Raw genomic sequence first — 12,743 nt, 5'->3', positions numbered from 1 at the left:
AATTCTCCTACAGTCTGTTCGAGCGAAATATATCCGTCTTCTACAAGTATTCCAGAATGATCATAAGGGACGTAGACATAATTTATCTCATAGTGAACTGGAGTGGGTGACAATTCAGCTCTTATCCGACGAATCAGCCTTGCTTTTATGAATTCTTTTGATTGATCAAAGCACTCATTTACATATTCAGCAATTTCGTCTACATGAGAATTCACATACTCTACGCATTTCGAATTATCCATTTGTATTTTTCCTTTATGTTTAATACATAGATTATATATTTATTCTATGTGTTTGTCAAAACAGAAAAAGGCTTCATCCCACAGGCAAGCCTGTGGGTTTTCGCCTACGTTGCGCCAAAGTTTACTTTATAACCTCATAGCCATCAGCATCTTTAATAATACCGAATACGGTTTAAACTCGGATATAAATGTGATATGATAGTAAATGATAATAAACAAAAACGCCCGTAAACGGCTATTTATTTATGCTTTTATCATATGCTCCGGAGGTGTACTCATGACTATAGATGAAATGAAGCAGAGAAGGCGGGAATTTGGATACTCCTATAAAAAGCTTTCGGAGTTATCCGGGGTGCCGCTGGGGACAATACAGAAGATTTTTAACGGAGAGACGAAGTCACCCAGGCATGATACCATCGTGATGTTACAAAAGGTATTGGAGCCGGATAGTGCTGCGAAGGAAAGCTATAGGTTTAAATCTTATGGCGATGGCAAAGAAAAAAAATACGGCGCGGAGGGGGAACACTACGAAAACCTGAGAGAAGAGCCTGCTATAATTTATGGGAGTAAGAAAAAAGTCGACCTGGAGCATTTTAATGGGAAGAAGCAGGGAGAATATACAATTGAGGATTACGAGGCTCTTCCGGATGATGTGCGAGTTGAGCTAATTGACGGTTATTTCTTTTATATGGATGCGCCATCTACGAGACATCAGCTTATAGGCGGTGAAATCTATGCACCGATTCGCAATTATATAAGAAAAAACAAAGGAAAATGCATACCCTTTATATCACCGACAGACGTACAGCTTGACAGAGATGATAGGACTATTCTGGAGCCGGACGTTTTTATAGTTTGTGACCCATCTAAGATTACTGAGAAGAGAATATATGGCAATCCTGATTTTGTTGTTGAGATCATATCGCCATCAACCGCGAGAAAGGACAGGTTTATCAAGGCAAAAAAATATAAGTATGCCGGTGTTAAGGAGTTCTGGCTCGTGGATTCAAAGAAGAGGAATGTGCTTGTGTATAGCTTTGACGATGAGGATAATGATGATATAACTATCTATGGGTTTGGAGATAAGATTCCGATAGGGTTATATGACGGAAAACTGCAGATTGATTTCGCAGATATCGCAGAGTATGTGGATTCGATTTGCGGACCGGTAGAATAGAATTTATGAAAAATGAATTATAAATTTGAAGAAACCACTGATGAAAAAAATGGAAAGTATCTCATAATAAAGGGTTGTGAAGACTCGTGCAGACAGCTGGTTATACCGGAGTCCGACAGTAATCTTGTTCCGGTGAGGATTATCGGTAATCATGCCTTTTCCTCAAGAGATGACCTTGTAGAGGTTGCGATTCCGAATTCTGTACACACTATTCTTGGATTTGCTTTTCATAACTGCGGGAATCTCAAGAAAATATCGTTAACCGATTCGGTCACGGAGTACCTTGACGGTGGTACGAGACAGTGTGAGAGCCTGGAAGAAATCGAGGTTTTCCTGGAAAATGGGAACAACTATATTATACGAAGAATACTCGAGGATAACGACAGGCGATTGACCTTCAGAATGCATATGCCTGATGGCGAGGCTCTGCTGGTATTTCCGGGATTTAACTATGATTTTGTGGAAAATACGATGGCGAGAACTATTCAGTTTGCCATTGAGGGAACCGGTTATGCTTACAGAGAGTGCGTAAAAAGTGACCAGATAGGCTTTAGAGAGTACGATAACCTCTTTTCAAAAGTTTCGGCGGATGATAAGGGCACGGCAGAGATGATCGCGATGGCGAGAATCCTTGCACCCTATGAACTATCTGAAGATGCCCGTATTGCCTATGAGAAGTGGCTCCTGGAGCATGCTTTGAAGAGTTTGACCATAGCGGTCGATAATGAAGGAACTGTCTCAAAAGGTAAGGCAGGGACAAATACCGGAGCTAATATAGGAACCTTTGATGATTACCTTCGTGATACTCAGGAACACACCGCCTTCTATCTTGAACGAAAGCTCATAACGAAGGCCGATGCCCGTAAATTAGCACATATAGCTGCTGACAGAGGTATCACCGCAATAGTTAGTATGCTTATGGACTACGCAGAAACTGACAGTGATGTGGAGAAAAGTGGTGACGAAGGTGTCACAAATAGAAAAGATGACAACATTCTTGAATTGGATTTCTAACACGCCTTCCCCTTGGGAAATACAGAATAATAAAAGCCTTCCCCTTGGGGGCGCACGACGTCCGGGGGACGTCGGCTTTGCGCGGACCGGAGCGGAGCGGAGACAGGTGGCACGAAGTGCCGGATGAGGGGTACATTTTGAACCAAACAGATAACCTTGCCAATAAAATATGGACCAGCGTCAAAACGGAGCTTCTTTTATCAATGCGATTCATGGCTCCGGCTCTTTCCATACTCGAAATTCGGCGTGATATGTCCACCACATCGGTAGGGACTGACGCGGTCAGCGTGCTGTATAATCCTAATTATGTTTTCAAAACCTATGTCGAGGATCCGAATAAACTAAACAGGACCTACCTTCATATGCTGATGCATTGCATGTTCAGGCACATGTACAGGGCTTCGGAGTACCCGGATGCTGAGTTGTGGGATCTTGCCTGCGACATTGCGGTGGAGAGCATCCTTGATTCAATGGATTATCAGTGCATTTACAGAGTCAGCTCCGATCTCAGGGAGCGGTGGTATGGGAAGCTCACGGAAGAACTTAAGGTTCTGACGGCAGAGAAGATATATAGTTTTCTGGAGAAAAATGTTGAATGGAACATAAGGGACTCAGGTTCCGCCAACGAGAATCTGATTACGGAAGATACCTGGAACCGCCTGGTACGCGAGTTCAAGCTGGACGACCACAGCTTCTGGGACAGACTTGAGAATAAGGAAGAGGAACCTCAGAAAGAAGATAAGCCTGACATCGACATGCAGATGCAGATGAGGCTCAGAAGGGCCAATAAAAAGGAAGTCGAGGATGCCTGGAAGAATACTGCGAAACGCATAAAGAGCGATATTGCAAGTCTCGGCGATGAGAAGAGCACCGAAACGGGGAGCCTTAAATTCTATCTGAAAGCGGACACCCAGGATAAGACCTACTATACCGATTTTCTTAACCAGATAGCGGTTGTGAGGGAGGAAATTCGCATAGATCCCGATTCCTTTGACTACGGATTGTATAATTACGGCATGGAGATCTACGGCAATATGCCTCTTATAGAAGAGAATGAATATAGCGAGACACATAAGGTCGATGAACTGGTAATTGCAATAGATACATCTGCTTCCTGCAGCGAAGAACTCGTGCAGTCATTTCTTAATGAGACCGCCGGGATTTTGCGCAGCAGCGAGAATTTTTTCCGGGAGATACACGTCCACATCATTGAGTGTGACAACAAGATTCAGAATGACCTGACTATCAATCATCCCGAGGAGATGGAGCACTATGCCGACAGATTTGAGATTTCAGGCGGATATGGAACAGACTTCAGACCGGTATTTTCCTATGTGGATGACCTTAGGAAAAAAGGAGAGTTGAAGCATCTTCGAGGTCTCATGTACTTCACTGATGGTTTTGGGGACTATCCCGAGAAACCCACGGACTACGATACCGCCTTCGTTTTTCCGTCGGACAAGGAGACCGGCGCCGACAAAATGCCAAACTGGGCGATTCAATTATACATCTAAAGGCCTTCCCCTTGGGGGCGCACGACGTCCGGGGGACGTCGGCTTTGCGCGGACCGGAGCGGAGCGGAGACAGGTGGCACGAAGTGCCGGATGAGGGGAGAAAGGACGAATATGAACATACAACAGGCGAAGCAGGAAATCATCAACACCATAAAGGCATACCGCGAAAAGGACGAGATGGGGAACTACCTCATCCCCGTGCAGAAGCAGCGCCCGATTCTTCTTATCGGACCTCCGGGAATCGGTAAGACAGCCATCATGGAGCAGGTTGCAGAGGAGCTTTCGGTCAACCTCGTTTCTTATACAATAACTCATCACACCAGGCAGAGTGCGATAGGACTTCCTTTTATATCGAAGAAGGAATATGGGGGAAAAGAGACCTCCGTCACCGAGTACACAATGAGTGAGATCATCGCCTCCGTCTATGACAAAATAAATCAGACCGGCGTTAAGGAAGGAATCCTTTTCCTTGACGAGATAAACTGTGTATCAGAGACACTTGTTCCCACCATGCTGCAATTTTTGCAGTATAAGACCTTTGGTGCGCACAAGGTACCGGACGGTTTCATCATTGTCACAGCAGGTAATCCTCCGCAGTACAACAAGGCTGTCAGAGACTTTGATATAGTTACTCTCGACCGTGTGAAGAGAATCGACATCGAGGAGGATCTCGAGGCCTTCAAGAGCTACGCAGATATCAACGGAATTCACGGATCAATCCTGGCTTACCTCGATATTCACAAGGACAATTTTTACAGAATAAAAAATGATATTCAGGGCAAGCGTTTCGTGACCGCCAGAGGCTGGGAAGATCTGTCACAGCTGATCAGAGCCTATGAAAAGCTCGGCATTGAGGTCGATGAGAAGGTGACTTCACAGTACCTTCAGGAGCCTGAGGTTGCCAGGGATTTTGCCATGTATTATGCGCTTTATCATAAGTACGAGGATGTTTACAACGTCGATGAGATCCTCGAGGGGAGTGTTCCCGCTGAGAGAGATAAGCTGCGCAAAGCTCCTTTTGATGAAAAACTCAGCATAATAAATCTTCTTATAGACAGACTTAATCAGGAATTCAAGGCATATGACGGTGAGTTTGGAGTGCAGAAAAAGCTCCAGAAGGAGATTACTGACATTGTTAAGGGTACTGTTTTCGCGGAAGAACCTTCGATATATAAAAGGCTTCAGCTTCGTATAAAGGAAATGCGTGCAGAATACGAGCAGAAGGCCGGTGAACATCTGATGGATAAGTCATCCGAGATCACGCTTAAGAAGGAGATCCAAGCGCTTGAGAATCTTGAGAGAAAGCTTGCCAGCTCTGAGACTGAGGATAATAAGGATATTATCAAGGCATGGTTTTCCGAGAGAGAGCTCACCCGTAGGGAGAATGCCGAGAATACCGGAAAGCACCTTTCGAACTGTTTCTCATTCCTTCAGCAGATTTACGGCGAGGAGCAGGAGATGGTTCTGTTCCTTACAAGGCTGGATTCAGGTCACTATAGTCTGAACTTCATCCAGAATGAGGGCTCGGATGAATATTACAAGTATAATAAGCTCCTGCTCCTTCGTGACAGGAGAAAAGAGATTGTAGCGCAGGTTCTGGAAGTGTGAGGAAACTCGCAAGTTTACGGAGTGACACTTTCTATTCACGGATGTAGTATTTGTATTACGAGACATAGTAATGAAAACTACATGTGAAAGAAGGTGCCATGCTTAGTCCTAAGGTTGGTATTCCACTCCTTATAGCTGTCTGGAGTCTTGCAATCATAGGGATTTTGATGAAGCTTTTCTGGATCAACTGTCCGCGCTGGCTATCTTCGGTTATCTACATCACTCTTGGCTGGAGCGTTATTCTTGTGATGCGTCCTGTCTATAACACTCTGAGCCACGCCGGCTTCCTGTGGCTTTTCATAGGCGGAGTAATCTATACGGTTGGAGGAGTCCTCTACGCTCTGAAGTTCTCCAAATTCAATGAAAAGCATCCTTATTTTGGGTCACACGAGGTTTTCCATTTGTTTGTGATGGGTGGGAGCTTTTGTCATTTTATCTTTATGTATCAGTTTTTGTTGTGATTTGTTATTAAAACAATAAATTAAGCCCATAATCTAGGTTTTGTCGTATACATCAATTTTCCCAACCTAAAAGGGCAAAAACTAGATTTAATTAGAAAAGAAGCTTTGGAAGAAGCAAAAAGGTATTGAGCAACTAAATCATTTTGTATTGTGCGAAGAGCCGGTGTGAAGGAAATTCATGCCGGCTTAAAAAATGCGATAACATGCTATAGACTTTTTTGAAGATAATACTGATTATAAAGCCTATTCTTGGATGAGAGGCTTGGATGAGAGTGTAAGTTTTTATACAAAAAATGTTGGAATAATGCTTTTATATTTTTAAGAAAAATATAAAAATCATTAAATATTGAAATGTGGAATCAGACTATGATTGAGAGGGGGATGTAAACAAACTGTGTTCTGACAAGGGGTTTGGAAAAAACGAAATTATAAACATTTTATAAAGTTTATAAAAAACCTGAAAAGCGCATAATTACTGGCTTGACAGATTTTTTTCAGGGGGGGTAGAATGAGAATTGTCACAGATAAGTGTTTGCGGTAAACCGTAAATGCTTAAATATAATCTTATGATGGAGGTAATCTTATGGTTAAGATTTCAAAAATTGGTGCTGTTGCACTTGCTATGGCACTGTCTGTAACATTCCTTACACCTACTACAGCGCTTGCTGCAAAAAAGGTTGAGGATAGTATGACTTTACAGAAGGTATCGGATTATAATGATGATGCCGCAATAATTGACAAAGATGTTAAGTCGTTTGCTGATATCACTGAAACGGCAGCTACTTACGTTGCAGCAAGGGATGCTGCATATAAGAAAATGTTTGATGCTTTTGTGGCAAATGGTATTGCAACCACCACGAAACCAGCGGATAACGTATATTGTGATGATCGGACAATTTCCGGTACTACTTATTACTATGATGATAGCGACACTACTTGGAGTTATGATGATGATGATGATGGTACTGTTTATACAGTTAAGCTGGCAAATATTCGAGGAACTGTTTATAAAAATTCTGCAACCGGAAAAACCAGTATGTTCCGCTCAGAAGTAGATAGTAATTATACAGCTGATGAAGCAGCTGAAAATCAGTTCCAGTCAGCTATTATGCTCAAGAAGGGCGAGATCACATATCTTCGTATACCGTTAGTCGGTGGAGATACTGCTATTTCTAAGGTGAAGTCCTCTAAGAAGAGTGTTGTAACAGCAAAGGCATATAATAAACTCGGCGGAGAGACAGTGACAAATGCTGATGGTGTTCATATAGAAACTAAATATGATGCTGCAACAGACAAAACAACATATACTGTATGGTATAAGCCTACAGTTGGTGCAAGAGTTGTCGTTGGAACATACGAAAAGTATGATGATGCAGAAGCTGCTGTAAAGGCTTCTACACAGAGCGCAAATTTTGCAACACGTTATATTGCTCTTGATGCTAAGAAGGTTGGAAAGTCTAAGCTTTCATTCAGTATCGTTAATAAAAATGGAACGGTAACTCCTGTGAAGGTAAATGTTTATGTAGTTGAGAAAGTTGCAGTATTTAAGCAGGTAACATTTGCAGGAAAGTCTCTTCTTGATGACTATTCTAAGACAAACAATATAAACTATGGAAAAGTAAGGGGTGAAGATTATTGGAATCTTTCTACAAAGAAGTCCGGGAAACTTGTTGTAAAGACAAATAAGAACTTCCAGGTTAAGAAGATAGAAATTGGTAAATTGTATAAAGAGACAATTACCGAAGGCATGTCAGGGACAAATCCTCAGACAGGTGAACAGTATGACCACTCAAATACTTATTCAGCATACAACAGAACAAGTTCAGTAACTGAACACAGAGTAGACTTGAATGGTGATGGTGACTTTGATGATATAATTGGTGGAATTTCTGAGTCAGAAGTTACTTATAAATTTACACCTGTAAAATCCGGAAAGAAGATAACTCTTAGCACAGTTGGTAATGATGGTGGATTTGATTCTTCATTAAACTGGACATCAAAAGATGGCAAGAATACAAAGGGTGAGATTCTTACAGGAAGTAGTTCATATAAGAACAGAAACTACTTTGCAACAACAGTGATCAGAGTAACTTATTTCGACAAGATTTCAAAGACTTATGGACAGGAGGACTTCTTTGTTCATTGTGCAGTAAAGAAGTAATAGCGTGATAGTTAAGACTTGATTAGTCCAATTTATTATGAAGGAACTGTAATAATAAGGTAGCCTTATATCGGGCATATATAAAATATATCCACTCATAGAGAAAAAGATCTCGTGACAAAGCCGTTTTCGTGTGCCTGGTATAATATCGCCCCGCAGCGTTGCTGCGGGGCTTTCTTCTGCAGTTAGGCGAATTGCAATTCCGATTTCAATTTCATGCCGTGATCCCTGGTTGCATTCATTCTGAATAAATGGTACTCTGTCAAAGCATTTTCCTTCCAAAATTGTCCCGAAGAAGCAAAACGGAAAGGAAAAAATGATATATTACAATTTTTCAGAAGGCCAAGATCAGGAAGCTGATCAGAACCGAACAAACAGCGGGAGTACGCCCTATAATGACGTGTTCCGCACTCTTGTAGTTGAGCACAAGGGACTTCTTCTAAAGCTTCTCAATGAGATGTTCACGGACACTCATTATGAGGGAGATGAGGAGGTGAACACGCTCAACAATACTTATTTTGCCAACCGAAGTGAAGGTAATCAGGATAAGATGATAACCTATTCGGCTATCGAGATTATTGACCACGATGGCTGCAGAAAGCTTTTTCATCTGGAGTGTCAGTCCGACAACAATGGAACAATGATACTCAGGATGTTCGAGTACGATGTACAGATTGCTATCAAAGAAGATAGCTCAGTTTCTGATGACAGACTTGTGGTTAATCTTCCAGCATCAGGAGTGCTTTATCTAAGGAGTAATTCTGCAACACCTGACAATATGCTTATTACGGTCAATGTCCCGGGAGGAGATTATGCGCAGTATATGGTTCCGATAATGAAACTTAAGGATTATTCCTGCGACGACATAATCGATAAGGAACTGTACTTTCTAATTCCGTTCTATCTGTTTAATTTCGAAGGTGACTTTGATAAAATAGAGTCACAGGACGAGGCTTTTCTTGATGATTTCAGGAGGCGATATCAGGAAATCTACGATAAGCTTCGGGTGAAACTTGAGAATGGACAGATTGATGTTTTGACACATCATTCGATTATCATGTTGTCTAAGAAGGTTATTACAGCCTTGACAGCTAAGCGGAAAGTCGTAAAAGAGGAGGCCGAGAGAATTATGGGTGGACAGGTACTTGATTACGAAACAAAGGAACTGATACGTACGGGAATTGAGCAAGGAATTGAACAGGGAATGACGAAGCAGAGTGCTGATGATATCCAAAAACTTGCTGATTTTTACCGAAAGACAAACCCTGACATGACTGAAAAGGAAGCTTTGGAAGAAGCGAAAAAGGTATTGAGCAACTAAATCATTTTTATAGTGAGAAGAGCCGGCGTGAAGTAGATTCATGCCGGCTTTTACTATGTGATTGAATTATAAAATCAGCCCATTTTTCATAATGTGATAATTCTGTGATAGAAGACCTGATAATATCATCTCAGATAAAACAAAGGTGTGTTTCACAGAAAGGAAGAAATGGTTATGAGAATTTTTGGAAATATATTATGGATGTTATGTGGTGGACTTTTTAGTGCAATACTTTGGTTTGTAGTTGGGTGTTTATATTGCATTACATTGATTGGAATCCCGATCGGAGTACAGTGCTTCAAGATAGCAGGACTTACACTTAATCCTTTTGGGCAGGAAATAAAAAGTGAGGGCGGGCCGGTTTCATTCCTTCTGAACGTATGGTGGTTCTTCTTTGGCGGCATGGAGCTTGCATTGGCAAATTTCATTATCGGAGTACTCCTTTGCATCACAATCATAGGAATACCTTTTGGAAAACAGTTCTTTAAGCTGGCAGCACTTTCACTTGCTCCCTTTGGAACTGAGGTTCAAAGAGTACATTTTGCTTAATTATTGAAAAAAGCATACGAGATGGAAAGAATAATAAATCAGTCGTGAAATGTTAAATTTCCCTAAAAAAGAGTGTACGAAGGCTGTGCACTCTTATTTTTTTATATTTTTATGACGATATAATTGATAAGTGAAGTTATGTGCATTTTATGTACGGATTATCGTAATTTATAATTTTATGGAGTTGTAAACATAACACATGATTACGGGGGATGCATAATGACGAGAATATCTATGAAAAGGTATTTCTGTTATTTTTCGGTGCTGCTAGTATTACTGATGGCATTCTTTTTATGTCGTTTTAATCTCTTCGTTAAGGCTGCTTCCACCAGTAATATCAATCCACAGAATGCTGTAAATATTTCCGTTAGTGGGTCAAACGAAACAGGAAGTGCAACCCTTGGAACAGAATACTGGTATAGCTTTCAGGCTCCTACCGGAAACGTATGGGTGATAGCAAGGCTCACAGGATCACAGACAGCGGGTGTAATGCAGATAGATATTCTGGATGAGCAGTTAAATGTGATTAAGTCCAGTTATACGCATACAGGAAACCATATTGCAGAGATTGTGTGTAGGATGGAATTCCAGGGAGTTGGCAGTAAAGATACATACATGCCTAAGCTTCTGGAGGAAAAGAATTACTATATTCGAATAAGCGGTACCGGGACATATACGTTGAACCTAAATAGCTATGCAGATGATTTTTATGGTGATTTTGATATGGCAACACCGTTAACGGCAGGGGCGACACAAACAGTCGGAATGCTTGAACGCGACGATGACATAGACAGTTTTTATTTTGAAGTTCCCAATAATATGAGTTATAAGGTAACTATTGTAGCTACTAAAAAGATGGATACCAGGATAGCTGATGACAATGATTATACAATCGACAGCAATAGCCTGAGGGTATTAAGAGACAACGGAACAGCTGAATATACGATGTCAGGCTACCAAATCCGGCGATATTTCTTTTTATCCGGAAAAGGCGGTACACAATACAAAATAAGTGTTGATATAAATAATGACGATTCACAGCTGGGACTATGGACAAGCGTTTCAACAAGTACAGGAAGCAGATATATTACCGTTAATACACTAAAAGGCGCAAAAATCAGTATTATCGTAAAAAAGGGATCAAAAAATAAAAAGATCAAAATAAGATACAAAAAGAAGAAAAAGACTAAGATTTCGCTTACTCAGAAAAAAGAAACTCAAACATACACGTTAACAAGAAATTTAAGACCCGGTGATGTAGTAATAGTCACAGCAACCAAGAAACGATATAAAGAGTTCAATTATAAGAAGAAATGTAAGTAAGGTAAATACTGCCAGGAATGGAGGGGGAATGAAAAGACGACTTCGTAATTTCATAATAATTCTTTTGGTTATAGTATTGTTCAACTGTTCTGCATTAAACTCAAATGCTGCTTTTAATGATCTGAAGAAGAGCGGATGTAGCTTTAATTTCACAAAGGGCTCCTGGATAACGGTGTATTCGCAAGTACCGGGGAAAAAAGGACTTTCCAAGTTTTATGCAAAGATTACCAAGTTTCGAATGAGTGAATATCCCTCATCTTCCGGGACTTCAAGCTCATCTTCTCAGTCTACGGATTCGACTATGACAGTGATAATGACAATACAGGTGCAGAATCCCAAAAAGCCTTCGAAGAAGATGGCTAAAAAGCTGATAAATTCAGGACATGATTTTATAGACTATCTTGATGTTGTGGTTGTGGATAAAAGTACCGGAGAGAATTTAAATACTGCAGAAACGTCTGAAGAGGGAACAAATTATCATGCAGTAAATGTTACCGAGACTGAATGGAAAGGTTTGAAGCCACAGAAAATGTCCTGGTCGGACGGAACTGTTTATCAGTATTATGTTTCTTACGTCAAGACAATTGTTATAAAGTTTCCATCCAACTATACAAAAACTTGTGTTGGAATATGCGGAACACACGTCGGCGATTATGAAAAGATGACAGACTGGAATGAGGGATTTATCGAGGGATATACGGTATTATCCGATACAACCCATGTTAAGCTTGGAAGTAAGAAGAAGACCTCTCAGCTATCGCATTTTATAAATATCAAGAAACCGAAACAGGCTCAGTCGACTAGTGGTAATAATTCAAATAATACCACGCCATATAGATGGGGATTCAATAGATAAGGATTACGTAGACGGGCTCATTATTATGTCAGTACGCCAGCCTTGAAAGCGGGCATATACGCGATGAAGCATCTTTAGTGACGGGAACTCAGGGATATCAGATATATCTCCTTCCCGTCGCTTTTTGATTTAATAGGAAATTTCGCCTTGGCGGCGAAACCTTGAATTAAAAGGCCCGGCAAGACCGGGCCACGCAAAGCAGAGGTATATTGGCTATAAATTACCAATCTACCTCGTCAAAGAATTCGTCATCTTCGTGCATAAAGTAATCCATGTCGAGAAGGTCTTCATCGTCCATCTCGCGGATTTCGTTCGCCGACATGCCTTCCGGCGGATTTTGGATGTATTTCTCTCTAAGCTTTGCAATTAGTTCTTTACTAGCCATGGCTGTTCCTCCTGTAGCATGATTTTATCATGCACAGGAATACGAGGGAACACTGCCGATTTTTGAAGATGGAGCTCTGCTCTTGGGACGGCATTTTCCCATTGCCTTTTCATATAAGTCTTCGAGAGAAAC

General features: G+C 41.1%; 12 protein-coding genes. 10 read left to right on the top strand and 2 right to left on the bottom strand.

What is annotated here, in order from left to right; all coding sequences use genetic code 11:
• On the bottom strand, nucleotides 1-242 hold a 242-nt coding region (locus tag BMW61_RS20660), incomplete at its 3' end, for a hypothetical protein (protein ID WP_139176491.1).
• A gap of 277 nt (nucleotides 243-519) precedes the next feature.
• Between BMW61_RS20660 and BMW61_RS20655 the strand changes: the two genes are divergently transcribed.
• The 10 genes from BMW61_RS20655 (at nucleotide 520) to BMW61_RS20610 (ending at nucleotide 12,226) form a co-directional block, all read left to right on the top strand.
• Nucleotides 520-1,419: a Uma2 family endonuclease gene (locus BMW61_RS20655; protein WP_091825798.1), complete on the top strand. Its 900-nt coding sequence runs from the start codon at nucleotides 520-522 to the stop codon at nucleotides 1,417-1,419.
• A gap of 12 nt (nucleotides 1,420-1,431) precedes the next feature.
• A complete protein-coding gene (locus tag BMW61_RS20650) occupies nucleotides 1,432-2,433 on the top strand; it encodes a leucine-rich repeat protein (RefSeq protein ID WP_091825795.1) in 1,002 nt (333 codons plus the stop codon).
• Between the two features lie 137 nt (nucleotides 2,434-2,570).
• Nucleotides 2,571-3,947 (top strand): vWA domain-containing protein, encoded by a 1,377-nt coding sequence (locus tag BMW61_RS20645; protein WP_139176489.1) that lies wholly within the window; start codon nucleotides 2,571-2,573, stop codon nucleotides 3,945-3,947.
• A gap of 111 nt (nucleotides 3,948-4,058) precedes the next feature.
• On the top strand, nucleotides 4,059-5,555 hold the full coding sequence (locus BMW61_RS20640) for an ATP-binding protein (RefSeq protein WP_091825790.1): 1,497 nt from the start codon (nucleotides 4,059-4,061) through the stop codon (nucleotides 5,553-5,555).
• Between the two features lie 98 nt (nucleotides 5,556-5,653).
• A complete protein-coding gene (trhA, locus tag BMW61_RS20635) occupies nucleotides 5,654-6,016 on the top strand; it encodes a PAQR family membrane homeostasis protein TrhA (protein ID WP_091825788.1) in 363 nt (120 codons plus the stop codon).
• 583 nt (nucleotides 6,017-6,599) lie between these two features.
• Nucleotides 6,600-8,177 carry a hypothetical protein gene (locus BMW61_RS20630; RefSeq protein ID WP_091825785.1) on the top strand — a complete coding sequence of 526 codons (1,578 nt, stop codon included), beginning with the start codon at nucleotides 6,600-6,602 and terminating at the stop codon, nucleotides 8,175-8,177.
• A 316-nt stretch (nucleotides 8,178-8,493) separates the two neighbouring features.
• Nucleotides 8,494-9,498, top strand: a complete 1,005-nt coding sequence (locus tag BMW61_RS20625) for a hypothetical protein (protein WP_091825782.1) — start codon at nucleotides 8,494-8,496, stop codon at nucleotides 9,496-9,498.
• 174 nt (nucleotides 9,499-9,672) lie between these two features.
• Nucleotides 9,673-10,047, top strand: coding sequence for a YccF domain-containing protein (locus BMW61_RS20620; protein WP_022762440.1), 375 nt, complete (start codon nucleotides 9,673-9,675; stop codon nucleotides 10,045-10,047).
• Between the two features lie 219 nt (nucleotides 10,048-10,266).
• Nucleotides 10,267-11,370 (top strand): hypothetical protein, encoded by a 1,104-nt coding sequence (locus tag BMW61_RS20615; protein ID WP_091825779.1) that lies wholly within the window; start codon nucleotides 10,267-10,269, stop codon nucleotides 11,368-11,370.
• A gap of 28 nt (nucleotides 11,371-11,398) precedes the next feature.
• On the top strand, nucleotides 11,399-12,226 hold the full coding sequence (locus BMW61_RS20610) for a hypothetical protein (RefSeq protein ID WP_022762442.1): 828 nt from the start codon (nucleotides 11,399-11,401) through the stop codon (nucleotides 12,224-12,226).
• A 220-nt stretch (nucleotides 12,227-12,446) separates the two neighbouring features.
• On the opposite strand, the gene BMW61_RS22215 is transcribed toward BMW61_RS20610, so the two are convergent.
• Entirely contained in the window at nucleotides 12,447-12,611 is a 165-nt protein-coding gene (locus BMW61_RS22215) for a hypothetical protein (RefSeq protein ID WP_170832732.1), read from the bottom strand.
• Nucleotides 12,612-12,743: the final 132 nt, after the last annotated feature.

It is taken from the genome of Butyrivibrio sp. ob235, from assembly GCF_900109475.1.
GTDB lineage: Bacteria > Bacillota > Clostridia > Lachnospirales > Lachnospiraceae > Butyrivibrio.
This window is presented reverse-complemented; position numbering and strand designations above follow the sequence as displayed.